This window comes from Bacillus pretiosus (assembly GCF_051294775.1).
Lineage (GTDB): Bacteria > Bacillota > Bacilli > Bacillales > Bacillaceae_G > Bacillus_A > Bacillus_A wiedmannii.
Window position 1 is genome coordinate 450,034 of sequence record NZ_JBPPHF010000001.1, and the last position, 24,934, is coordinate 474,967.

Annotated in this window: 23 protein-coding genes, 1 pseudogene and 2 other annotated features; of the genes and pseudogenes, 22 read left to right on the forward strand and 2 right to left on the reverse strand. The window is 34.0% G+C overall.

Annotation, left to right across the window (positions count from 1 at the left end; translation table 11 throughout):
• Positions 1-13 precede the first annotated feature (13 nt).
• On the reverse strand, positions 14-622 hold the full coding sequence (locus ACSG5Z_RS02230; protein WP_435710588.1) for an NUDIX hydrolase: 609 nt from the start codon (positions 620-622) through the stop codon (positions 14-16).
• Between the two features lie 81 nt (positions 623-703).
• On the opposite strand from ACSG5Z_RS02230, the gene ACSG5Z_RS02235 reads away from it, so the two are divergent.
• The 20 genes and pseudogenes from ACSG5Z_RS02235 to bcbE all read left to right on the forward strand — a co-directional run bounded on the left by ACSG5Z_RS02235 (position 704) and on the right by bcbE (position 22,436).
• Positions 704-1,342 (forward strand): pyridoxamine 5'-phosphate oxidase family protein, encoded by a 639-nt coding sequence (locus ACSG5Z_RS02235; protein ID WP_435710589.1) that lies wholly within the window; start codon positions 704-706, stop codon positions 1,340-1,342.
• A 233-nt stretch (positions 1,343-1,575) separates the two neighbouring features.
• Positions 1,576-1,807: a binding site (T-box leader), on the forward strand.
• A gap of 116 nt (positions 1,808-1,923) precedes the next feature.
• Positions 1,924-2,155, forward strand: a binding site (T-box leader).
• 151 nt (positions 2,156-2,306) lie between these two features.
• Positions 2,307-3,602: a homoserine dehydrogenase gene (locus ACSG5Z_RS02240; protein WP_087982880.1), complete on the forward strand. Its 1,296-nt coding sequence runs from the start codon at positions 2,307-2,309 to the stop codon at positions 3,600-3,602.
• A complete protein-coding gene (gene thrC / locus ACSG5Z_RS02245; RefSeq protein WP_000276442.1) occupies positions 3,595-4,653 on the forward strand; it encodes a threonine synthase in 1,059 nt (352 codons plus the stop codon). Before ACSG5Z_RS02240 ends, thrC begins: the two co-directional genes overlap by 8 nt.
• The gene (gene thrB, locus ACSG5Z_RS02250; protein ID WP_088063077.1) at positions 4,650-5,543 is read left to right on the forward strand and encodes a homoserine kinase; all 894 of its coding nucleotides are present in this window, start codon (positions 4,650-4,652) and stop codon (positions 5,541-5,543) included. The genes thrC and thrB overlap by 4 nt, the downstream gene beginning before the upstream one ends.
• Before the next feature lie 112 nt (positions 5,544-5,655).
• Positions 5,656-5,865 carry a DUF6366 family protein gene (locus tag ACSG5Z_RS02255; protein WP_088063078.1) on the forward strand — a complete coding sequence of 70 codons (210 nt, stop codon included), beginning with the start codon at positions 5,656-5,658 and terminating at the stop codon, positions 5,863-5,865.
• A gap of 213 nt (positions 5,866-6,078) precedes the next feature.
• Positions 6,079-8,382, forward strand: a complete 2,304-nt coding sequence (locus ACSG5Z_RS02260) for a glycoside hydrolase (protein ID WP_435710590.1) — start codon at positions 6,079-6,081, stop codon at positions 8,380-8,382.
• A gap of 275 nt (positions 8,383-8,657) precedes the next feature.
• Positions 8,658-9,659, forward strand: coding sequence for an LCP family protein (locus tag ACSG5Z_RS02265; RefSeq protein ID WP_000093639.1), 1,002 nt, complete (start codon positions 8,658-8,660; stop codon positions 9,657-9,659).
• Positions 9,660-9,742: 83 nt separating this feature from the next.
• A pseudogene (locus ACSG5Z_RS02270) lies at positions 9,743-10,198 on the forward strand (sensor histidine kinase); the annotation flags it as partial.
• A 100-nt stretch (positions 10,199-10,298) separates the two neighbouring features.
• Complete coding sequence (locus tag ACSG5Z_RS02275; RefSeq protein WP_137015442.1) at positions 10,299-11,120, forward strand: peptidoglycan-N-acetylglucosamine deacetylase; 822 nt, start codon at positions 10,299-10,301, stop codon at positions 11,118-11,120.
• A gap of 14 nt (positions 11,121-11,134) precedes the next feature.
• Entirely contained in the window at positions 11,135-11,791 is a 657-nt protein-coding gene (locus ACSG5Z_RS02280; protein ID WP_087982867.1) for a YkyA family protein, read from the forward strand.
• Positions 11,792-11,950: 159 nt separating this feature from the next.
• Entirely contained in the window at positions 11,951-12,631 is a 681-nt protein-coding gene (locus tag ACSG5Z_RS02285; protein ID WP_000119503.1) for an MgtC/SapB family protein, read from the forward strand.
• 96 nt (positions 12,632-12,727) lie between these two features.
• Positions 12,728-13,249, forward strand: a complete 522-nt coding sequence (locus ACSG5Z_RS02290) for a GNAT family N-acetyltransferase (RefSeq protein WP_098146064.1) — start codon at positions 12,728-12,730, stop codon at positions 13,247-13,249.
• 297 nt (positions 13,250-13,546) lie between these two features.
• Positions 13,547-15,355 (forward strand): IucA/IucC family protein, encoded by a 1,809-nt coding sequence (locus tag ACSG5Z_RS02295; protein WP_435710591.1) that lies wholly within the window; start codon positions 13,547-13,549, stop codon positions 15,353-15,355.
• Between the two features lie 58 nt (positions 15,356-15,413).
• On the forward strand, positions 15,414-17,252 hold the full coding sequence (locus tag ACSG5Z_RS02300) for an IucA/IucC family protein (protein WP_435710592.1): 1,839 nt from the start codon (positions 15,414-15,416) through the stop codon (positions 17,250-17,252).
• The gene (gene asbC / locus ACSG5Z_RS02305) at positions 17,239-18,477 is read left to right on the forward strand and encodes a 3,4-dihydroxybenzoic acid-AMP ligase AsbC (protein WP_435710593.1); all 1,239 of its coding nucleotides are present in this window, start codon (positions 17,239-17,241) and stop codon (positions 18,475-18,477) included. The genes ACSG5Z_RS02300 and asbC overlap by 14 nt, the downstream gene beginning before the upstream one ends.
• Positions 18,474-18,728, forward strand: a complete 255-nt coding sequence (gene asbD, locus ACSG5Z_RS02310) for a petrobactin biosynthesis protein AsbD (RefSeq protein ID WP_001250756.1) — start codon at positions 18,474-18,476, stop codon at positions 18,726-18,728. Before asbC ends, asbD begins: the two co-directional genes overlap by 4 nt.
• Before the next feature lie 44 nt (positions 18,729-18,772).
• Positions 18,773-19,756 (forward strand): petrobactin biosynthesis protein AsbE, encoded by a 984-nt coding sequence (gene asbE / locus ACSG5Z_RS02315; protein WP_435710594.1) that lies wholly within the window; start codon positions 18,773-18,775, stop codon positions 19,754-19,756.
• Positions 19,757-19,793: 37 nt separating this feature from the next.
• A complete protein-coding gene (locus ACSG5Z_RS02320; RefSeq protein WP_435710595.1) occupies positions 19,794-20,636 on the forward strand; it encodes a sugar phosphate isomerase/epimerase family protein in 843 nt (280 codons plus the stop codon).
• A 126-nt stretch (positions 20,637-20,762) separates the two neighbouring features.
• On the forward strand, positions 20,763-20,969 hold the full coding sequence (locus ACSG5Z_RS02325) for an alpha/beta-type small acid-soluble spore protein (RefSeq protein WP_000113545.1): 207 nt from the start codon (positions 20,763-20,765) through the stop codon (positions 20,967-20,969).
• Between the two features lie 237 nt (positions 20,970-21,206).
• Positions 21,207-22,436: a bacillibactin exporter BcbE gene (gene bcbE / locus ACSG5Z_RS02330; protein ID WP_087982855.1), complete on the forward strand. Its 1,230-nt coding sequence runs from the start codon at positions 21,207-21,209 to the stop codon at positions 22,434-22,436.
• A 53-nt stretch (positions 22,437-22,489) separates the two neighbouring features.
• On the opposite strand, the gene ACSG5Z_RS02335 is transcribed toward bcbE, so the two are convergent.
• Positions 22,490-23,104 (reverse strand): LysE/ArgO family amino acid transporter, encoded by a 615-nt coding sequence (locus ACSG5Z_RS02335; protein WP_435710596.1) that lies wholly within the window; start codon positions 23,102-23,104, stop codon positions 22,490-22,492.
• 118 nt (positions 23,105-23,222) lie between these two features.
• Here ACSG5Z_RS02335 and ACSG5Z_RS02340 point away from each other — a divergent pair, with 118 nt between their 5' ends.
• Positions 23,223-24,665, forward strand: a complete 1,443-nt coding sequence (locus ACSG5Z_RS02340) for an aminotransferase-like domain-containing protein (RefSeq protein WP_087982851.1) — start codon at positions 23,223-23,225, stop codon at positions 24,663-24,665.
• Between the two features lie 12 nt (positions 24,666-24,677).
• Complete coding sequence (locus ACSG5Z_RS02345; protein ID WP_087982849.1) at positions 24,678-24,845, forward strand: DUF3933 family protein; 168 nt, start codon at positions 24,678-24,680, stop codon at positions 24,843-24,845.
• The last annotated feature ends 89 nt before the right edge of the window (positions 24,846-24,934 follow it).

Here is a 24,934-nt window from a genome sequence, read left to right on the forward strand (position 1 = left end):
AGTCCTATTTTATTTATAAACTATTATTTTCTAGTAAGTTTTTTCCTTTTTCTATAACAAATTCATAGTATGCAAGATCATATGGATAAATATCTTCAAATGTTATTGTTATCGGTGTATTGCTTAAAACAGAAATAGCCGTAAAAGATGAAATCTCTCTTTTTAATAGTTGTAGAAAAGAAGTTGCATGTATTTTCATCACATCGTCTACTTCTTCACCTGGTGCAAATGAAAGTGTATTGATGACATTGTGAAAATACATATGACAAAATTCACGATCAGTAAGATTTGAACTTTCATAATCTATTTTAAAGATACCTTTGTATGCTAAATCAGTAGTTTGAAAGGAAAGTCCTAGTTCTTCTTCAATTTCACGAAGACCACCAATTTGTACATCTTCATCATGCATAATATGTCCAGCTGAAGTAATATCCCATATACTCGGCGCTTCTTTTTTATTTTTAGAGCGTAATTGAAAATATAAAAACATATCTTCAGCATCTTTTTCTACAAACCAACAATGAAATGTTTCATGCCAATCACCGTCACGATGCACTTCATCACGTAATTTCTTCCCAAGTATATTTCTTTCAGTATCAAATATTGTTAACCACTCTGTCATTTAAATTCCCCTTTCTGCAAATTTTATTATACAATATTTGTATTGAATCTTGGGAAAATAAAGAAAAAGGGGTGAGTATAAGTGGGGATAGAGAATAAGGAAATAAAATCGATTATTTCAACAGAGGAAGAGTTACGAAAAATATTGGGGCGACCAAGTGAGCGAGCTTTGAAAAAAGTTATTTCATCATTAGACCATCATTGCATAGATTTTCTGTCTAAATCTCCTTTTCTAGTATTATGTACTGCAAATAAATTAGGAGAGTGTGATGCTTCGCCGAGAGGAGACGCACCTGGATTTGTATACGTATTAAATAATAATAAAATTATTATTCCAGAAAGACCAGGCAACCGTCGTATAGACTCCATTTTGAATATTATTTCAAATCCGCACGTAGGGTTACTCTTTTTGATCCCTGGTCTTGGGGAGACACTCCGAATAAACGGCCAAGCATTCATTACAAACGATGAAGAAATTTTGCAAGAAGTGCAGGCAAATGGACGCAATCCGTTACTTGGAATTGTTGTTGAAATAGAGGAATGCTATATTCATTGCGCAAAAGCTTTTATTCGTTCTAAGATGTGGGATTCAGAATTTTGGTTAAATAAAAAAGAATTACCTTCAGCAGCAAAAATGTTGCTGGAGCATGCGAAAGTGAATGCTTCAGAAGAAGATGTTGCACGTTCTTTAGAAGAAAGTTATACGAAAAGATTGTATTAAAAAACTTTATTAATATATCTTTGTAAGGTGAATATGTACACATTTTAGAATGGGATATTTATATATGAACTGTTGATTTACAAAATGGAGAAATAGCAAAATAGGTAAATCGAGCGGCAATTGTAAAATGTTATTGTGAAATATAATAAAAAAAGATTTTGAAAATAGTTAGTAAAAATAGGCTTGCTTTTTAAAAAGTTGATAACTATAATAAGTTAACAAATAGACATGAACGAAAAGTAATGATAAGGACATGAAATCATTTTTACGGTTTACAGAGAGGGAAGCCAAGGGTGTGAGCTTCCTAACATGAGAAATGTTTTTACCCCCTTTGAACTTCAATAGTGAACGAGTAATCTAGTAATTATTGACGGAATCAGCCGTTATCTGAACTTGAGCAATCTAGAAGGAGTTAAGTCTGGATTGGAACAAGGGTGGAACCACGAAAACACATTCGTCCCTTTCCTAGGGATGAGTGTGTTTTTTTTATTGAATTAGGGATTGAAAATTAAAAATAATTAAAAAATAGTATTGATTTTGTTGTTTATACGAGTATAATGAGTTAACAAATAAACATGAACGAAAAAGTAACGATAAGGACACGGAATCATTTTTACGGTTTACAGAGAGGGAAGCCAAGGGTGTGAGCTTCCTAACACGAGAAATGATTTTACCACCTTTGAACTTCAATAGTGAACGAGTAATCTAGTAATTATTGACGGAATCAGCCGTTATCTGAACTTGAGCAATCTAGAAGGAGTTAAGTCTGGATTGGAACAAGGGTGGAACCACGAAAACACATTCGTCCCTTTCCTAGGGATGAGTGTGTTTTTTTACTTTGAAAGGAGGTGCAGTAAAATGAAACGATTTGTACGTACGGAAATAACCACCACCTGCATGATTAAAAAGCAGAGCAAGGTGATTGATAGAGATAAAAAATAAAATTGTAGGAGGAGATTAGAAAATGAATAACGTTATTAATGTTGGGGTGTTAGGCTTAGGTACGGTCGGAAGTGGTGTTGTCCATATTTTGAAAGAACATTATAAAAAAATTACACTTGATACAGGGTATGAAGTGAAAGTAAAGACAGTCGTTGTACGTGACTTAGAAAAAGAACGTGATGTTTGCATTGATGGAATCGTAGTAACAAGTCATGTCGATGAAGTTCTAAATGATCCAAATATTGATATTGTAGTAGAGGTAATGGGCGGAATTGAAGAAGCAAAGCAACATATTGTTAAGGCTTTACGAAATAAAAAACATGTCGTAACAGCAAATAAAGATTTAATGGCTGTATACGGTGCAGAGCTTCTCCAAGTGGCGAACGATAATGATTGTGATTTATGTTATGAAGCAAGTGTAGCGGGCGGTATTCCGGTGTTAAGAGGATTAACAGACGGATTAGCTTCAGATCAAATTGAAAAAATAATGGGAATTGTAAATGGAACAACAAATTACATGTTAACAAAGATGAGTCAAAATGGATGGTCGTATGAAGAGGCTTTACAGGAAGCACAAAAATTAGGTTTCGCAGAATCGGATCCAACAGCGGATGTAGATGGGTTAGATGCGGCGAGAAAGGTAGCCATTCTTGCAAACTTAGGTTTTTCGATGAATGTTTCTTTAGATGATGTGCAAGTAAGAGGGATTCGAAAGGTCGAAAAAGAAGATTTACAAATGGCTGAAAAGTTAGGATTTACTATGAAATTAATTGGTAAAGCAGAGAAACAAGGGTCAGCCATTCATTTAAGTGTAGAACCGACTCTTTTACCAAGTCATCATCCATTATCGAATGTAAATAATGAATTTAATGCAGTATATGTTCATGGTCAAGCAGTAGGAGAAGTAATGTTTTACGGACCTGGAGCTGGGAAGTTACCAACTGGTTCTGCTGTAGTAAGTGATATTATTTCAATCGTTAAAAATATGAATCAAGTTCAGAAAAATAAAAGCGCATTAAAAGAACCAGAACCGTATGAATTACAGGGGGATGAAGAAGTCGTTTCGAAATATTTCTTACGTATTTCATTACGAGATGAACCTGGGATGTTGCAAAAAATAACAGAATGTTTCGTTAATTATTCTGTAAGTTTAAAAGAAGTTATTCAATTACCTTTAAATCGTGAACTTGCAGAAGTCGTTGTTGTGACACATCAAACTTCAAAGTATCAATTTGAACGAGTTCTAGGAGCGATAGAAAGTGTCGCAAGTGAAATAAACAGTTATTACATTATTGAGGAGGAAAAACAATATGTATAAAGGATTATTAAAACAGTATGCTTCTTATTTACCGGTGAATGAAAATACACCTGATGTTAGCTTAATGGAAGGAAATACACCTCTTATTCCGCTATTAAATATATCAAAACAATTAGGGATTCAGTTATACGGTAAGTACGAAGGTGCGAATCCGACAGGTTCTTTTAAAGATCGTGGTATGGTAATGGCTGTTGCGAAGGCGAAAGAAGAAGGTTCGGAGGCAATTATTTGTGCATCAACAGGTAATACTTCGGCATCGGCCGCAGCATACGCGGCACGCCTTGGAATGAAATGTATAATCGTAATCCCGGAAGGAAAGATTGCACATGGAAAATTAGCGCAAGCAGTCGCTTACGGAGCTGAAATCATTTCAATAGAAGGAAATTTTGATGATGCACTTAAGGCTGTAAGAAATATTGCTGCGGAAGAGCCGATTACATTAGTAAACTCAGTGAATCCTTATCGAATTGAAGGGCAAAAGACAGCAGCATTTGAAATTTGTGACCAGTTGCAAAGTGCACCAGATGTTTTAGCGATTCCTGTTGGGAATGCCGGAAATATTACAGCATACTGGAAAGGTTTCTGTGAATATGAGAAAGAAAAAGGCTATAAGAAGCCAAGAATTCACGGATTTGAAGCGGAAGGAGCAGCTGCTATTGTAAAAGGACATGTCATTGAAGAACCTGAAACAATTGCAACAGCGATTCGTATCGGTAACCCCGCAAGTTGGTCATATGCAGTAGAGGCTGCTGAACAGTCTCACGGTGAAATAGATATGGTATCAGATGAAGAAATTTTACATGCGTATAGATTATTAGCAAAAACGGAAGGGGTTTTCGCTGAGCCAGGATCAAATGCTTCATTAGCAGGTGTAATTAAACATGTTCAATCTGGAAAAATCAAAAAAGGAGAGACAGTTGTTGCAGTTTTAACTGGAAACGGTTTGAAAGATCCTGATATCGCAATTTCTTCTAATACATTAGATATTGCAAGTGTTTCAAATAATATAGAACAAATTAAAGAACATATTAAAGGGGTGATTATGTCGTGATACCATTAAGTATTCGTGTTCCTGCTAGTACAGCGAATGTTGGACCTGGATTTGATTCAGTAGGAATAGCTTTGTCATTATATTTAGATGTGGTGGTAAAAGAAAAAGCTGATAGATGGCAAGTAATCCATTCCTTTGAAGAATTAATTCCGACAGATGATAAAAATTTAATCGTTAGCACGGCATGTAAAGTATGTCCTTCTTTATCACCTCACATAATAGAAGTTACTAGTAATATCCCGCTTACAAGAGGACTAGGAAGTAGTGCATCAGCAATTGTAGCAGGGATAGAGCTTGCGAATCAACTTGGCAATTTAAACTTAACGACTGATCAAAAAGTTCAAATTGCAACAAATTTTGAAGGGCATCCAGATAATGTTGCGGCTTCTATATTAGGAGGAACTGTAATTGGAGCACTTGATGGAAAGAATGTTTCGGTTGTAAGAATTGAAAGTAAGGAATTAGGTGTAATTTCTCTTATTCCAAATGAAGAGTTAAATACAGAGGAAAGCCGATCTGTATTACCAGATGTGTTTCCGTTTCATGAAGCAGTTAAGGCTAGTGCAATCAGCAACGTATTAGTAGCTGCGTTTTGTCAAAAGAAGTGGGAAGTTGTAGGTGAAATGATGGAAAGAGATCATTTTCACGAGCCGTATCGTTTAGAACTCGTACCGCTATTACCCTCAATTCGTAAATGTGCAAAAGAGTTTGGAGCATACGGCACAGCGCTTAGTGGTGCAGGTCCATCCATTTTTATATTAACGCCATATGATAAGCGTCAAGAAATTGCTGAGCAATTAGCGAGAGTATTTACGTCTATGAAAGTGTGTGTGCTAGAAATCGATCATAGAGGAATTACTGTAAATAAAGAAGAACATATAGAACTATAAAAAAGCTAGCATTGCTAGCTTTTTTTGTTGTAAATATCTTTTCAGTTGGCATATAAAAGAAAAGTAATAATGTATAATTTAGTAAAGCGTGTATTAATTTGGAGGTGATCGTATGAAAAAAGAGTCACCAGAAGAAAACAGAGAACGTATAAGGCAAAGTGAATTGAAAAATAATCCTACCGGTTCTTTAAATGATGGATTCAACAGAGCTGAATCAGGTAGTCCAGTTGATATGACGGGTGGTATGAATTGGAAAGGTACAGCGCTAGTAATTTTAGTGCTAGTTTTAGGGTATATTATATACACTTATTTTTTTAGTTGAAAAATAAGTGTTAAGGCTTCGAATTATTTGCTTTTATATTTAGTGGGGATGAAAAAACACGGTTATTGTACTACATATACTTTAAGCAGATTATAGTTGTTCATACACACTTATTTATAATACTCAAAATAGAGCTAGCGTTATGCTAGTTCTATTTTTTTGCCACATTCCTGTAACAAAGCCCCTGTATATTCAGTGGTGGAGGTGCAGAAGATGAAAAAAATGATAGCAATATGTCTTCTTACAACGATGTCATTTTCGACTTTAGTCGGGTGTGATGTAAAAGGTAACAAGGCTGTACAAGATTCTAAAGTAAAGAAAGCGACGTATAAAGAGTTTACTTACGATGTAAATCCAGAGACTTTCATGTTAACTGTAGAACATGATGGTGTAAAGGAACAGGCGTCACAGCCGTTACCGAAAATGAAGGTGTCGAATGTAAAAAAAGACAAGGATCGAACATCTTGGGAATATCCAGATCAAAAAGTAAAAGTGAATCTAGAAAAGAAAAAAGATCACTTAAATATTGAAGTGGAATCGACTGGTGCAGAAAGCTTTACGTGGCCGAAAGTACAAGCTGAAAATTATACACTTCCGTTATGGGAAGGTAAGCAAATTCCGAGTAATGATGAAAATTGGAAGAAGTTTTTAAAGGATGATGCATATTCATTTGCTGAATCATTTTCTATGAAGTTTTTTGCGTTAAATGGTTCGAAATATTCAATTGTATTTATTGCGAACAATATGTTTAATAATGAATTGAAATTTCATTCGGATCCGAAAATAGGATTTGATTTTATACATGAATTCCCGAGTATAAATAAAAATAAAGCATATGGATTTCAATTATATGTGACAAATAATGATGCAGTCAGTATTGCTAAACTGTATAAGGATAATATTGCTCAAAAAGGTGAATTTAAAACATTACAAGAAAAGGCTAGAAAAAATAAAGAGATTGAAAAACTTTATGGTGCTGCTCATTTTTATTTTTGGAATCAAAATGGTTTGTCTGACAGTAACGTAAATTGGCCTAAAATAAGAGAGCAAATAAATAGTCCTGTATTTAGTCATATAAAAGGGCTTATTCAAAAGAATAGTTCGGAGCCTGGAGAACTGAGTGTGTTTGAGCAAGTAAGTAAACAAGATTTCATTGATAAGTACCAAAAAAATGTTATTTTGCGTTATGTAAATGAAGTATTATCAATGAAGGAATTGTATAAAGATGATATTTTTCAAAAGGTTGATCAGAACGCTAGTGAGTTATTAAACAAAGGGATAGACCATTTATCGAAGATGGAGTTATATAACTTAAATAAGCATGTATTAAAGTCAGCGCTCGGTGATGCGGTTGAAGAAGTAAGTAAATGGGGTAAGGCAGATGGAACGGATATTATAAAGGAAATGAAAGAATCAGGAATAGACAATGCATGGATTGGGCTACCGAACTGGGAACAAGGGTATATGCAGCCTGATTTCGTGACAGAAGCTAAGAAAATGGGATATTTAGTTGGTCCGTATGATTCTTATCATTCTATTCACGAAAAAGCTGATAAAAATTGGAATACAGCTTCTTTTCAGGATCCATCGTTATATGAAGAGGGAACTGTGACGAAGAAAAATGGAGAAAAAGTGCAAGGGTTTTTAGGTAGAGGGCGAAAGTTAAATCCAACTTTATCTCTTCCTAGTGTAAAAGAGCGAATGAACGATATTTTACAAAATGGACCTAAATATAATTCATGGTTTATTGATTGTGATGCAACAGGTGAAATTTATGATGACTATTCAGCCAAACATATAACGACACAAGAACAAGATTTAAAAGCAAGATTGCAACGAATGGATTATATTGCGCAAGAAAAAGGTATGGTAGTTGGCTCAGAAGGCGGAAATGACTTTGCAAGTAGCACGATTGCATTTGCTCACGGTATTGAAACACCGGTTATTAAATGGGACGATGAAGATATGAGGAAAAATAAAACAAGTCCGTATTATGTGGGCGGATATTGGTCACCGAATCAAAATGTTCCAGAAAAATATGCAAAACAAGTACCGTTAAAAGAAGAATATAAACAAGTGTATTTAAACCCTGTATATTCAGTACCATTATATAAATTAGTATACAATGATTCTGTAATTACAACGCACCACTGGGAATGGGGAAGTTTGAAAGTAAAAGATGAGGTAGGGAACCGTATGCTATACGAATTATTGTATAATGTTCCTCCGTTGTACCATTTAGATGAAGTAGAGTGGAATAAGCATAAACAAGAAATTACGCAGCACCTGAAAGTTTGGAATGACGTTCATGAAAAGGCAGTAAAAGAAGAAATGACGAACTTTGTATATTTGTCAGAAGATAAATTAGTTCAATCTGCTTCTTATGGAAAAGGTATTAAAATTATTGTGAATTTCTCGAATGAAGATATAGAAATAGAAAAGACGAAACTAAAAGCAAAATCCGCTTTCATTAATAATCATGGGAAGAAAACAATGTATACACCGCTTGAGAGATAATATGAAATGTATTGTTGCATTACTAATTTTTTAGGTGAAAATTGAAGGATTCGAAACGAATAAATCTATAATTTCGAATGTTGCGAAGTGCTAAATATTTGAAGTTGGAAAATAGTGACTTGCCAAAAATAAGCACGAGAGTATAATGTGAAATGGAATACATATTGGATTCATCATGTAACCTTACAAAAATGTAAGGTGTTTGAAAGGAAATTCAATATGAAGAATACTAGACATACATTATACTAGGGAAAGAGAAAGAGAGGCGAATGAAGATGAGCTCTGAATTAGAACAAAATACGAGAAGCAATAAAAAACGTTCTAAAAGAAGGTCAATAAAATGGTTCATTTTAATTCCATTTTTCCTACTTATTTTTGGAGGAGTAGGATATGGATCATTAATATATAATAAAGCAAAAGCTGTTGTAAGTGATGCGTATGCACAAATTGATAAATCATCAAAACGTGATAAAGAAGTTGAGCCTTTAAAGGATAACATCTCTATTTTAATTATGGGTGTAGATGGTAGTGAAATGCGAAAAAGTCAATATGGTGAAGCTGTTCGCACAGATGCACTTTTATTAGCAACAATTAATAAAGATGATAAATCGGTTAAATTAGTAAGTATTCCGCGTGATTCACGTGTATATATTCCATCTAGAAAGAAATTAGATAAAATTACACACGCACACGTATTTGGTGGTGTTGAAAGTACACGAGATACGGTGGAAAGATTTTTAAATGTTCCTGTTGATTATTATGTGAAGTTTAACTTTGAATCATTCGTACAAATTGTCGATTCACTTGGTGGTATTGATATTGATGTACCTGTTACTTTCACAGAGCAAGATAGTAAAGACCAAGCGGGTATGATTCATTTAGAAAAAGGCTTCCAACATTTAAATGGAGAACAAGCACTTGCACTTGCAAGAACGCGTAAAATTGATAGTGACGCAATGCGTGGACAAAGACAACAACTTGTAATAGAAGCAATTGCAAAAAAAGCGATGTCTGTGCAATCAATTAGCAAAATGGGCTCTTTACTTGATGCGGTTGATAAAAATATGAAAACGAACTTAACTTTCGATGATATGCTTGCGATTACAAAAAATATGGCAGGATCTAATTTAGAAATGGAAAAAATGCAAATAGAAGGTACGGATAAACGTATCGGAGGTATTTATTATTACATTCCAAACGAAAAAAATGTAAAAGATATTTCGAAAAAATTAAATGAGCATTTAGGTGTAACACCAAAACCAGTTCGAAATGAATAATAAAAAAAGATTGGCCTTTGCCAATCTTTTTTTATCGAGATAGATTTGTAACTTTTCTGTAACGATTTTTTATTTTAGAAAACTTATACTTAAATCATTTCAATTTATATAAACAAAAGGTGCAATTATACGATATACTAGAGGAGACGATTTGGCAATTAACTCCTAATGCTGAAGAGAAGCAAATGCAATTCATCAAAACTATAGAACGAATTGAATTGATAGGAGATCGAAATAGGCTAAAGCAAGTTTTCTTGAATATTGTTCAAAATGCCATTAAATATTCACATAAAAATGGTAAAGTATATATTGAAGCGACTAAAAAAGAAGGACAAGCAGTGATAAAGGTGAAAGACGAAGGGATTGGAATTGCTACAGAGCATTTACCATATATAGAACAGTCATTTTACTAGATTAATAACCGTGCTACAGGTGTTTTAGCTATCGTTAAAAAATGGTGGAGCTTCATGGAGGTACACTTAGTTATTATAAGTAAAGAAGGAAAAGGAACAACCATTTTGATAAAACTCCCATTATAATACATATAAAGTCTGTTTATATAGTGTAATAAAATAAATAGATGTATAATTATATTGGGTGATTTATATATAAGATTAATAGGGAGAGGAATTCGATAGAATGGAAAAAGCTTTTAAAGTTAAACGAGTAGTATTCGGCTTAATAGCGATTGCAGCAGTAGCTATTGGGTATTTCATGTTTCAATCCATTACTTCACCAGCAAAGGCTGTTGCAAAACAAGAAAATGTAGTACAGCTTGCAAGTGAACAACCGAAAGTAGAAATGAATAAAACGGCACCAAGTCGTTTTAATGGAAAAGAAAGAAAAGTTGCTTACCTTACATTTGATGATGGCCCAGGGAAATATACGGCTGAATTGTTAAATACGTTAAAACAGCATGATGCGAAGGCGACGTTCTTTTTAATTGGAGCGAATGTAAAAGGATTTCCGGATTTAGTGAAACGTGAAAATGCAGAGGGTCATTATGTAGGTATGCATAGTATGACACATAATTTTGCAAAGTTATATAAAAATGGCGAGTATGTAAATGAAATGAAAGAAGATCAAAGCTTAATCGCAAATATTATTGGAAAATCACCTAAATTAACACGTCCACCATACGGTTCGATGCCTGGATTAAATGAAGGTCTTCGAAATAAAGTAGTAGAGGGCGGTTTTAAAGTATGGGATTGGACAATTGATTCATTAGATTGGAAATATAACAAAATGCAAGTTGATGCAGCGGCAGCACAAATTGCTCAAAATGTAATAACAAATGCAACAAAACCACAGGAAGTTATTTTAATGCATGACATTCACCCACAATCAGTTGCTGCTGTGCCAGCAATTTTAAAAGGGTTAAAAGAAAAGGGTTATGAGTTTGAAGCTTATCATGAAGAGAGTCACTTCCCAGTGAATTTCTGGCATGATAACCGTATGTAATGGAGGAATGAACGTTGAAGTATGGAAAAGTAGCAGTAGTTGGAGCACTATCAGTAGGACTATTAACAGGTTGTTTCGGTGAAAAACCAGAAGAAAATCTATATACAGCTTTTGAAACAGCAGCGACACAAGAAAAATTATTAGTTGATGAAGCGAAGAAGTTAGAGAAATTAGAGAATGAAGGTCAAGAACTATATTCTCAAATTTTACAAGAAGGTAAAGATCATAATGATGCTGTTATGAAGAAGATAGAGCAAGCTACTGCAAATGTAGATGACCGTGAAAAAGTATTAAAAACTGAGAAAGAAATGCTAGAAAAAGCTCAGAAAGAAACAAAATCTGTTCAAGGAAATATAGAGAAGCTTGAAGATAAGAAGTTACAAAAACAAGCGAAAGCAGTAGAAGAGTCGTATAAAAACCGTTATGATGCATTCCAAAAGATGAATGAAAATTATACGAAGGCGTTAGCGACTGAAAAAGAACTGTATGAAAAATTAAAAGTAAAAGAAACGAAATTAAAAGAGATTGGTGAAAAAGTTAAGGCTGTTAATGAATTAACTGTGGAAGCACAAAAATCAAAAGAGCAATTTAACAATTTTACAAAAGAGTATAATGACAGTAAATTAGCATTCTACAAAGATGCAGAGATTAAGATTAAAGATCAGAAATAAAGAAGAATCTTAAGCATAATAAAAAGCCGGAGAAACATCGTTACAAATGTTTTTTCGGCTTTTTACGTTAAATGAATAGAAAAGACTGGAATTGATATCATAAAAGAGTTATAGTGAATTATTCCAAGGGAAACATTGTAAAGTAAGGAGAATGGAAATATGTCATATGAATTTTTACTCAAATTAGGTTTAGCACTCTTTTTAGGATTATTCATCGGGATAGATAGGCAGCTAAAGAATAAACCGCTTGGTGTGAAAACAAGTATGGTTATTTCTGTAGCAAGTTGTTTAATTACGATGGTTTCAATTGAAGCCGTACATGTATATTCTGTTCCAGGGCATACAAATATGGATCCAATGCGTCTAGCTGCTCAAATTGTGAGTGGGATTGGTTTTCTTGGGGCAGGTGTTATTTTACGAAGAAGTAATGATGTTATTTCTGGATTAACGACAGCTTCTATGGTGTGGGCTGCTTCAGCTTTAGGTATAGCAATTGGGGCGGGCTTTTATTTACAAGCGACGGTTGCTATGATTTTAATTATTTTAGCAATTAATGTACTTCCACAACTTGTGAAAATTGCAGGTCCGTATTCATTAAGACAAAAGGATTTATCTATAAAAATTACTGTAAAAGAGCATCATGAGTTAGATGGTATATTTAAGCAAATTAAAAATTTAGGTATGCATGTGAAACGAGTGAAAATTAAAGATATAGATAGTGGAGCATTTCAGCAACTGGAAATGGTTATTTTAGCTCCAGAAGATTTATATACAACAGAGTTATATAGTTCCCTGAAAGAGATTGATCGTGTTGTTTCAGTTGAAGTGGAAAGTAGATAATTGTGATAAAAAAGAGTGAAGTGCATTCGCTCTTTTTTTATTTGAATTTTTAAGGAAATAAATTGATATAATGATGAATAACAAGGGGGAGAAATGATGGAAATACATATTAGAAGAGCGATAAAAGATGATATACGAGGTATAGCCAAGGTGCATGTTGATAGCTGGAAAACAACATATAAAGGGATATTTGCTGACGAATTTTTAGAAAATATAACATATGAGCAACGAGAAAAACAATGGGAAAATATTTTTCAACAAGAAGATACATACCAATATAGATTTGTAGCAGAGACGTCAGATGAAACAATAATCGGATTCATTGACGGGGGAGTGGAAAGAAGTGGTACATATAATTGTGATGGGGAATTATATGCAATCTACCTTTTACAAGAGTATCAAGGAATGAAAATAGGACAAAAGTTATTTCAAGCTTTATTATCGGAATGTATAAACAATGATATGCAATCACTTTTAGTATGGGTTGTTACGAATAACCCTTCTAAAAATTTTTATGAAAAATTTAATCCAGAAAAAATTGATACGAAATTTTTAGAGGGAGTACAGGTAGAAGAGACAGCCTATTGTTGGAGGGATATAAATAATATTATTATGTAAACTTTATGTTTGAAAGAGGTATACGAATTAATGTATACCTCTTTTGTTTAACTATTTTGAAGGGGATTACTAATGAAATAAATAAGTATGTAGTTTGAAAGTGAGAATTTTTCTTGTGTATTTTTAATTAGATTAAAGAAAGGCTGAAAAAAAGAAATATTTATTCGGATTTAAAAATTCTGAAATAAACTATTGAATTGATAATGATAATCAATTAAAATTTTATTTGATAACGATATTCAATTATCGATTGTAATATGAAATTCCGATAGTGTTCATATAAAGAGGAGGACAAGTATGCAGCGTGCGAAACAAATCGCGGAACATGCAACAATGCAAAGTTTTTTAAATTGTTATTTAAGAGAAACAGGAAGTGGAGAATGGATTACAGCGGATAAAAGGATAGAGGATACTTTCTACAATTCATTTCAAAGAGATACTGGCTCTACTTATTTATGCTGTCGGTTATCGGCACAAAACATTACTTTGTATGGAGAAGTTATATATAAATCAGCAACAGATCGCCATTTGTTTGGAGAACAATTTTATTATCAAATGGGAGAAAATAAGAATGTTATAAAAGCAGATTACGTTACTGTTATTACATTCTTAATAAAAGAGATGTCTATCAACTACGGAGAAGGGACGAATCCTGCTGAACTTATGCTTCGAGTTATTTGTAGTTGTCAAAATATTGAAGAATTTACAAAGGAGAGAATAGAAGATACATCTGCATTATACGGTTTCCATACATCCTTTATAGAAGCGGAGCAATCTTTATTATTTGGACATTTAACGCATCCAACCCCAAAGAGTAGACAAGGTATTTTGGAATGGAAAAGCGCAATGTATTCTCCAGAATTAAAAGGAGAATGTCAGCTTCATTATTTTAGGGCACATAAAAATATAGTAAATGAAAAATCATTATTGTTAGATTCTACAACAGTAATTCTAAAAGAAGAGTTACGTAATGATGAGATGGTTTGTAAAGAATTTATATCGAAGTATTGTAATGAAGATGAATATTCATTACTTCCAATTCATCCGCTTCAGGCAGAATGGCTATTACACCAATCATACGTACAGGATTGGATAGATCAAGGAGTACTTGAATATATCGGTCCTGTCGGTAAGTATTATATGGCAACATCATCACTTAGGACGTTATATCATCCCCAATCAAAATATATGCTTAAGTTTTCATTCCCAGTAAAAGTAACAAATTCAATGCGTATTAATAAATTGAAGGAACTAGAGAGTGGTCTTGAAGGAAAGGAAATGCTAAATGCAGCAATTGGTGAAGTGTTAGATAAGTTTCCAGGTTTTGATTTTATTTGTGATCCAGCATTTATTACATTAAATTACGGGGCAAAAGAATCTGGATTTGAAGTAATTATACGAGAGAACCCTTTTTATGGTGAACATGCAAATGACGCTACTTTAATTGCTGGATTAGTTCAAGATGCTATACCTGGGGAACGTACTCGTTTATCGAATATCATTCATCGACTAGCAGATGTAGAAAGTAGAAGCTGTGAAGAAGTAAGTTTAGATTGGTTTAGACGATATATGAATATTTCTTTAAAGCCGATGGTATGGATGTACTTACGTTATGGTGTTGCATTAGAAGCGCATCAGCAAAATAGTGTTGTTCAGCTAAAGGATGGTTATCCGGTCAAATATTATTTCCGTGATAATCAAGGGTTTTATTTCTGTAATTCAATGAAAGAGATGCTTAATAATGAGTTGGCTGGCATTGGAGAACGTACTGGAAATCTATATGACGATTATATTGTAGATGAGAGATTTCGTTACTACTTAATTTTCAATCATATGTTTGGTCTCATTAACGGTTTTGGCACAGCAGGATTAATTAAGGAGGAAATTCTTCTCTCTGAATTAAGATCTGTACTTGAATCGTTCCTTCCGTATAACCGTGAACCTTCTACCTTTTTAAGAGAATTGTTAGAAGAGGATAAGTTGGCATGTAAAGCAAATTTATTAACGAGATTTTTCGATGTCGATGAGTTAAGTAATCCTTTAGAACAAGCAATTTACGTACAGGTACAGAATCCGCTCGTTAGAGAAGTGGCTGTCCGTTCATAAATAACGTTAAAATTTCACGTAATACAAATAATGGTATTTTCCATAAGGTGGAGGAGTTATGAGAGTGGACATGTATCATACGAGAATATTGAAAGCGCTTGAATCAAAAGATTACATTTCGGTACGAAGAAGAGTGTTACGTCAATTAGTAGAGTCGTTAATTTATGAGGGGATTATTACGCCAATTCGCATAGAAAACGAAGAACAAATTCTTTTTCTTATACAAGGACTTGATGAGGACAACAAAAGTGTCACGTATGAATGTTACGGGAGAGAACGAATGACATTTGGACGTATCTCTATAGATTCATTAGTAATAAGAGTTCAAGAGGAAAAACAAGAAATACAATCAGTTTCGCAATTTTTGGAAGAAGTTTTTCGAATTGTTAACGTAGAACAAACGAAATTAGATTCTTTTATTCATGAATTAGAACAAACGATATTTAAAGACACGATTGCAAAATATGAAAGACATAATAAGGTGAAATATACCCGAAAATCGTACGATGAATTTGAAAGCCATTTAATAGACGGTCATCCATATCATCCTAGCTATAAAGCACGCATTGGGTTTCAATATCGTGACAATTTTCAATATGGATATGAATTTATGAGACCTATAAAAATTATATGGATTGCAGCTCATAAGAAGTATGCGACTGTAGGTTATGAAAATGAAATGATCTATGACAATATTTTAAAGGGTGAGATAGGCGCGCATACATTAGAAACGTATATGGAACGAATTCACAGTGCGGGATGTAATCCAAAACAGTACGTGTTTATACCTGTTCATCCTTGGCAGTGGGAGAATTTCATCATTCCAAATTACGCTGATCATATACAGGATAAAAATATAATTTATTTAGGACAATCAGCGGATGATTATTGCGCGCAACAATCGATGAGGACGTTAAGAAATGTTACGAATCCAAAGAGACCATATGTAAAGTTATCGCTGAACATACTTAACACTTCAACACTCCGTACGCTGAAACCATATTCAGTTGTGAGTGCACCAGCTATATCGAATTGGTTAAGTGATGTCGTAAGTCAGGATTCTTATTTAAGGGATGAATCGCGCATTATTTTGTTAAAGGAATTTTCGAGTGTAACGTATGATACGAATAAGAAAGCCACATATGGTTCATTAGGGTGCATTTGGCGTGAAAGCGTTCATAAATATTTAGATGAGCAAGAGGATGCGGTTCCCTTTAACGGCTTATATGCAAAGGAGAAAGACGGGACACCAGTTATTGATGCATGGTTAAACAAATATGGGATAGAAAATTGGCTACGATTACTGATTCAAAAAGCGATCATACCAGTTATACATCTTGTTGTAGAGTATGGAATCGCATTAGAATCACACGGACAAAATATGATTTTAGTTCATAAAGAAGGGCTACCTGTCCGTATTGCATTAAAGGATTTCCATGAAGGACTTGAGTTTTATCGTCCATTCTTAAAAGAAATGAATAAATGTCCAGACTTTACTAAAATGCATAAAACGTATGCGAATGGGAAAATGAATGATTTCTTTGAAATGGATCGTATTGAATGTTTACAAGAGATGGTATTAGATGCACTGTTCTTATTTAATGTAGGAGAATTAGCTTTCGTACTTGCAGACGAATATGATTGGAAAGAAGAAATTTTTTGGATGATAGTTGTCGAAGAAATTGAAAATCATTTTAGAAAATATCCACACTTGAAAGATAGATTTGAAAGTATTCAGCTATACACTCCTACATTCTATGCTGAGCAATTAACGAAGCGACGATTATATATGGATGTGGACTCGCTTGTTCATGAAGTTCCAAATCCATTGTATAGAGCAAGACAACTTATCAAACAAAAATCAGTTGTTACAGGGGGAAATTATGCTAATCGTTAATAAACAAGAGTATAGCAAAAGTGATTTTGATTTGAGATTACAAGTTTATGAGGAAATGGAACAATTTCAAAAAGCAGCAGGAAATAGATTCGCGCTTTGTCTGAAAGATCCATTCGATATTATTACGCTTGTGTTTTTCTTAAAAGAAAAGAAATCATCAGTATTGCTTATACATGAAGATACGCCAAAAGAAACGGCTATTGAAATGGCAAAGCGTGCAAATTGTATCGGGATATTATATGGAGAATATCCCGATTTTACGAAATTAGAAGTAGTGAACGCTTTACTAGAAGAGCCTTCTTTATTGCAATATAGTTCTGGAACAACAGGAGAACCAAAACTGATTCGTAGAGCATGGGCGGAAGTGGATACAGAAATTACTGCTTATAATGAAGCTTTAAACTGTGAAGTAGATGAAGTGCCGATCGTTATGGCTCCTGTTTCACATTCATACGGACTAATATGTGGTACGTTATCTGCAATTACGCGAGGAAGCAAACCTATCATCATTACGAATAAAAACCCTAAATTCGCATTAAATATAGTTCGCAATACAGAAAAACATATCATTTATGCAGTACCGCTTATGTTACATATTATGGGGAGTTTCCCGCAAGGAACGTTTCAGTTTCATAAAATTATGACATCCGGAGCCCCTTTACCAGAAGCATTATTTTATAAACTAAAAGAAATGACAACATATATGATGCAGCAATACGGTTGTTCTGAAGCAGGTTGTATTAGTATATGTCATGATATGAAAAGCCATTTAGATTTAGGTAATCCACTACCTCATGCGAGTATAAGTATAGGTTCAGATGAAAATATGCCCGAAGAAATCGTAGTGAAAATGAAAGATAAGGAAATTTTCACGAAAGATTTGGGGTATAAATCTGAGCATGGTCTTCATTTTATGGGGCGCATGGATGATGTGATTAACGTTTCAGGATTAAAAGTCTTTCCGATAGAGGTAGAAGAAACAATGCTTCGACTAAAAGGCGTTCAAGAGGCAATTGTATATCGGGGAAAACATCCTGTGATGGGCGAAGTTGTTAAAGCGAAAGTAATCTCTCATGTTGATCCAGTGCGAATAAGAGAATGGTGTATGCAGCATTTACCATCTTATAAAGTTCCGCATGAGATTGAAAGTGTAACTGAAATTCCCAAAAATAAAACTGGAAAAGTAAGTAGAAAATTACTAGAGATGGGAGAGGTTACAACATGAGACGTGAAACATTAAAAAATGAAGTGTTGAAAATTATGACAGAAAAAATGGAGCTAAAAAATGTAACGCATTTAGAAGAAACGATGCGTTTAAACCAAGATTTATATATAGATTCGGTAATGATGTTACAACTCATAGTCTACATAGAAATGGATGTAAAGCTATGCGTTCCAGAGGATGAGGTAGACCCAAAAGCATTTCTTACTGTAGGATCTTTGCTTGATTTTATGGAGGAGTTACAGCCGGTATAAGAAGTAAATGTGAATAATTAACCTTTAGGAAAGTGGATGAGAATATGACTTCAATTAAAGTTCACTGTTTAGTGAGTTGTTTTTGTGAAATTATAAAAAGGCGTAGCGATATAGATTTCCGTCCATTTTATTTTGGATTATGGGACGGAGATTTTGATATAACAGAAGGCGGCATTATCTCGTATCACTCCGAAAATATTAACCATGATAATTATTTATTATGGTATGAAAAATTGTACGGTATGAAAGTGAACGAATGGTATGATCATGCAAAAGGTAAAGATAGCAATGTAGAAACGTTTTTACAATTAGTAGAAAACAAGCCAGAAAATCGCTATGTCATTGTAATGGTTGATATGTCTCTATTGCCAGAGAGGGAAAATAAATTTCATCAAAAACCGTTTCCGCATTATTTAATGATATCGAAGACAGAGAAAGAAGAAGAATGGTTCATGCTAGATCCTGATTTTCGCTGGGAAGGGAATATGGAAAGAGAAAAAGTGCTTCACTCTGTTCAAGATAACCCATTTGGTGGAGGGTATTTCATTGATGTAGAAGAAATTCAGGAGCCAACAGAAGAAATGGTAGCGAGTTATTTCATAGAAACTTTCAAAAGAAATGACAATGAACTGACTATGGAATTGAAAAATTTAATTATAAAAATGGCAAATGAAGAAGAAGGTTATTCGCTTTCTGGTCTTGTAGCGGCAGTGAAGCAAATACCAGTACTTGCAATTCGTAAATATAGTTATGAACATGCCTTTGCATACTTCCGTGAAACGTTGCAATATTCGGAGCAAGAGTTTGATTATTGGTGTGATCGGGTAGAGGATATTGTACAAGGATTTACAAATGTACAGTATCGAGCAATTAAAATGGCGATGACGAATAATAAAGGCATGTTATTATCAATTGTTGAAAAGTTGGATGAAATGAATGCAATTGAACTGCGAATTAAGGCTGAATTAGAGAGACAGTTTTTATCGTGGAAAGAAATGGAAACAAACGAGTCTGTCTTAGTATTTTAAAAACCTAACTGAATTTAAGATAAGGGAGTTCAAACCTATGAAATATTCATTATGTACTATTTCCTTTCGTCATCAATTAATTTCATTTACTGATATTGTTCAATTTGCATATGAAAACGGTTTTAAAGGAATTGAATTGTGGGGGACTCATGCACGAAATTTGTATATGCAAGAGCATGAAACGACAGAACGAGAATTGAATTGTTTAAAGGATAAAAACTTGGAAATTACGATGATAAGTGATTACTTAGACATATCATTATCGGCAGATTTTGAAAAAACGATAGAGAAATGTGAACAACTTGCAATATTAGCTAATTGGTTTAAAACAAACAAAATTCGTACGTTTGCTGGACAAAAAGGTAGCGAAGGTTTCTCGGAACAGGAGAGAAAAGAGTATGTGAATCGTATTCGCATGATTTGTGAAGTATTTGCTCAGCATAATATGTATGTACTTTTAGAAACACATCCAAATACGTTAACGGATACGCTGCCTTCTACTTTGGAATTATTAGGAGAAGTAGATCATCCGAATTTGAAAATAAACCTTGATTTTCTTCATATATGGGAGTCTGGTGCAGATCCAATAGACAGCTTCCATCGACTAAAGCCGTGGATACAACATTACCATTTTAAGAATATATCGTCAGCAGATTATTTGCATGTGTTTGAACCAAATAATGTATATGCAGCAGCGGGAAGTCGAATTGGTATGGTTCCATTATTTGAAGGTGTGGTAAATTATGATGAGATTATTCAGGAAGTGAGAGATACTGACCATTTTGCTTCACTCGAATGGTTTGGACATAATGCGAAAGATATATTAAAAGAAGAAATGAAAGTATTAACAAATAGAAATTTAGAAGTAGTAACTTCTTAATATAAAATGATGTAAGAGTCTCTCATTGTAGAGACTCTTTTTTTAAAAATATAAATAACTAAAAATTACCATGTATTTAAATTGAAATTTAACACAATTTATATATAAATAAGGAGGTGATTGGTAATGGCTAGAAATCGTAACTCTAATCAATTAGCATCACATGGAGCACAAGCAGCTTTAGATCAAATGAAATATGAAATTGCACAAGAATTTGGTGTACAACTTGGCGCTGATACTTCTTCACGTGCAAACGGTTCTGTAGGCGGTGAAATTACAAAACGTCTAGTAGCGATGGCAGAACAACAACTTGGTGGCGGATATACTCGCTAATTGTAGAAGGTTATAGGAGAAAGGAAGGATTCTTCCTTTCTTTTTTTTTCAATTAATTGGTATGAATATATTGCGAACTGGATTCAAAGAATAGGAATAATACTATATTTTCCCCAATTTCTTTTGTTGTAAATGGGAAGTAGTAAAGATGTAATAGCCCTGGTGGAATGAAAAATTACGTTCCAGCAGGGCTATTATATGGTCAGAAATATACGATGAAAGGGTTCCGAAGCCAACATGTTAAAAAAAGAAAACTGTTGTTTAATTGCGCTTGCATCAGTTCCACTTGTTATGACATTAGGGAATTCAATGCTCATTCCAATTCTACCGACAATCGAAAAGAAATTACATATTTCATCGTTTCAAGTATCCATGATTATTACAATTTACTCTATCGTAGCCATTCTTCTTATACCGATTGCTGGTTATTTATCAGATAGATGGGGACGAAAGATGATAATGGTTCCGAGTTTGCTGATTGCGGCTATAGGAGGAGCGATAACTGGTTGGGTATCATGGAAAGTTGATAATCCCTACACTTGGATATTGGTCGGTAGAGCGATTCAAGGTATTGGTGCTGCTGGTGCAATGCCAGTTGTTATACCATGTGTTGGTGATTTATACAAGGATGAAAAACAAGTTAGTACAGGTTTAGGAATCATTGAAACATCCAATACATTTGGAAAAGTGCTGAGCCCTATTGTAGGATCTGCTCTTGCTGCCATTGTATGGTTCTTACCATTTTGGGCAATTCCAGTTTTATGCATAGTATCAATTGTTTTATTACTTATTCTAGTAAAGGCAAAGAAACAAGAAGGAGAAGTGCCACCACTTAAAGAGTTTATAAAATCGATTATCTCTACATTTCGAGAAAAGGGAAGATGGTTAATTGCCATTTTTGTATTAGGTGCAATTATTATGCTTATTTTATTCGGAATTCTCTTTTATTTGTCGACAATACTGGAATCAAAGTATGACATACATGGTATATGGAAAGGTTGTGTACTTGCTATCCCGTTACTTGTACTGTCACTTAGTTCATATATGGCGGGTAAAAAAATTGGAGATAATCAAAATGTAATGAAGAAGTGTATTTATATTGGTTTTTTAATGGCAGCTGCATCAGTCATCATTCCTTTATTTATAAAAGGGATTTATTTACTACTTCTTTGTCTCGTTATCATGGGGATAGGAATTGGTATGGCACTCCCATGTTTAGACTCCCTAATTACACAAGGAATTGAAAAGGAGCAAAGGGGAACGGTTACATCTTTTTATAGTTCCATGCGATTTATCGGTGTAGCAGCCGGCCCACCTCTATACTCTTTTTTCATGAAAGGTGCTGACCATGAAGTGTTTTATGTAACAAGTATTTTCGCTGGTATCGGTGCTGTTATAGCGATGATTTGGATTAAACCAGCAAAAGATGCAAAGAACGTAAAACAGAAACGGGAACCTACTTCATAATTTGTAAGAGAATTGCATGGTGTTTTAAGGAACATGCAATTCTCTTTCGTTCATTAAGAATACATAACTTGTTTTAACATATAAAGCGCGACACCCCAAATGATGAGACCCGAAAACTTATTTAATAATACGATTGTCTTTCCGGTTGAGTCTATTCTTTTTAGAAGTTTCCCCGCTAAAGCTAAGCTTATAAACCAAATCCACGAAACGATAATAGTTGCAAGTGTGAAAGCCCATTTTTCACTTCCTATGTATTGAATAGAATTTGTTCCGATTACACCGATTGTATCTAAAATAGCATGTGGATTTAATAACGAAACCGATGCAGCGAAAAGGATTTGCTTTTTTAATGGCATACTGTTTTCTTTTTTTATATCGTTGGAAGGGTTACTTCTCCAAATAACAAAGCCCATATATAGGAGAAAGAAAAATCCAATTATATATAACGTGTTAGTTAGCCAAGAAAAAGTAAGGAGTACAAGGGAGACACCCTGCACTGCAATCAATATGAGTAACGTATCACATATAGAGGCAGTTAATACTACAGGGGCTGCCCTCCAAATGTTTAGTTGGCTCGCACCTTGGTTAAAGACGAAAACATTTTGGACACCTAATGGAATGATAAGACCAAATGCAAGAATGATACCATGAATAATTGCTTCACTCATCATATTACCTCCTATTTTAATTCAGTATGATAGTGTATATTGTATAGAAGAAATGAAAATTTGTATCCATCCATATGGTTGGAGAGGTTACCAACCAAAAAGAATATAAGGTGATATGATGGAAAGATTAGTTTGGAAACCGAATATGTCTCTAGCGACTCCCCTGTATAAACAAATAGAAACGTATATAAAAGAAAGAATCGTTAATGGAGAATGGACTGTTGGAACGAAATTACCTTCACAAAGAGATTTGGCACATACATTCGGTGTGAACCGGAGTACAATTGTAATGGCTTTCGATGAGCTAGTGGCAAAGGGATACATTGAAGGAAATGGCAGGAAAGGAACAATTGTTGTAAATAATAATGAGAATGCTTCAACGTACGCACCCCCGCCTAATTGGCAGTCTTATGTAGAAACAGGACTTCATTACCCGAATCTGCCTGCTATTCAAGAGATTAATCAAGCTGAATTTTATCCGCATGTAATTCGTTTAGGAACAGGTGAGCTCGCGCCGAGTCTTTTACCTGAAAAAAAGATGAAAGATATTATGAATAAGCTTTTAAAGTCGAGCATGATACTTGGGTATGAAGAACCAAAAGGGAATTTCTATTTAAGGAAGAAAATTGCGGACTATTTAAAAGGACATGGTATAGATGTAACTCCTGATTCTATATTAATTGTTTCAGGAGCAATTCAAGCGTTGCAACTTATTTCTATGGGACTTCTTCCAAAAGGGGCATCTATCTTATTAGAAAAACCATCTTATTTATATTCTCTTAATGTTTTTCAATCAGCAGGAATGCGTTTAATTGGTATACCAATGGATGAGAACGGTTTACATGCATCATATATTACGAAATATAAGAAGCAATTTAATGCATCTATTTTATATACAATTCCGTCTTTTCATAATCCGACGAACTTTAGTATGAATGTGAAGAAACGAATAGAAGTGATGGAAATATGTAACGAAATTGGTTTGCCTATTATAGAAGACGCGGTGTACCAAGACTTATGGTTTGATGAGCCTGTTTCAAAGCCTTTAAAAGCATATGATAAAAACGGAATTGTACTACATATCGGGAGTATGTCTAAAGTCATTAGTCCAGGATTAAGAATTGGATGGATTGTTGGATCTGAGCCAGTCATTCAAAGATTGGCAGACATAAAAATGCAAACAGATTATGGTTCAAGTTCTATATCCCAGCAAATTGCAGCGGAATGGTTTGCAGATGGATTGTATGATGAACATTTACAGTTTGTAAGAACTAAGTTGAAAAAACGTAGAGATTTTATGTTGCAAATGTTAGAGAAATATTGTCGTGATATAGCAACATGGTATGAACCTACAGGTGGTTTTTATATTTGGTTACATATGAATGTACCCGTTTCGAACCGTAGCTTATTCGACAAAGCTTTGAAAGAAAAGATTTTATTAAATCCAGGTACTTTGTATGATAGAAGTGCAAACCAATTTTTGCGTCTATCCTATTCATACGCAACGTTAGAAGAAATTGAAATAGGTATAAAAAAGCTTGCACAACTAATGAAAAAGTAAAAGGAGAAAGTAATGAAACAATACGTAATTTGCCAAATTATTAATGGAGAAAAATATTTAGCTGCTTATGCGGAGACGAAGCAGGATGCAATTGAAAAAGCAGAATTGTTAGGGTTACGAACGGGAAATCGATATACCGTTATTACTGCGGAAGAAGCTAAAGGGTTAACGTATCCTTAAGAGACGTATAATAATTTATGCAGGGAGTAAATAAGCCTCGTAATCTATGATATTACTAGGCTTATTTTTTTTGAAAGCGTTACGTGTTC